Source organism: Marinobacterium sedimentorum (assembly GCF_024267675.1).
In the GTDB taxonomy this organism is placed as follows: domain Bacteria; phylum Pseudomonadota; class Gammaproteobacteria; order Pseudomonadales; family Balneatricaceae; genus Marinobacterium_A; species Marinobacterium_A sedimentorum.
The window spans coordinates 1-232 of sequence record NZ_JALDYX010000155.1 but is presented as its reverse complement, the minus strand read 5'-3'; the positions used below and the strand labels follow the sequence as shown (position 1 = coordinate 232).

General features: G+C 46.6%; 1 protein-coding gene. It reads left to right on the top strand.

Annotated elements, in window-relative coordinates:
- Nucleotides 1-232 (top strand): murein transglycosylase domain-containing protein (locus MRS74_RS23710; protein ID WP_254582738.1); only part of this gene is annotated, 232 nt, incomplete at both ends.

The window sequence follows — 232 nt, the reverse complement described above, 5'->3', positions numbered from 1 at the left end:
AAAACAACATCTGCAAAAAGCCATTGTACAAACGCTGCTGATGCCGGCCGATCCAGAACATGCTGAGCTGTTTTCCGATAAAGAAGTGGTTCTAAAGGGAAAGCCTTTTCTACTTGGTCAAGTACTCGACCATGATGGTAAGCCGATTGAATGGCAGTGGCGAGCCAATCGTTACGCCAAACATTTGATCGCTACCCAACTGCGCACCAAGCCAATTAAAAATGGCAACGCT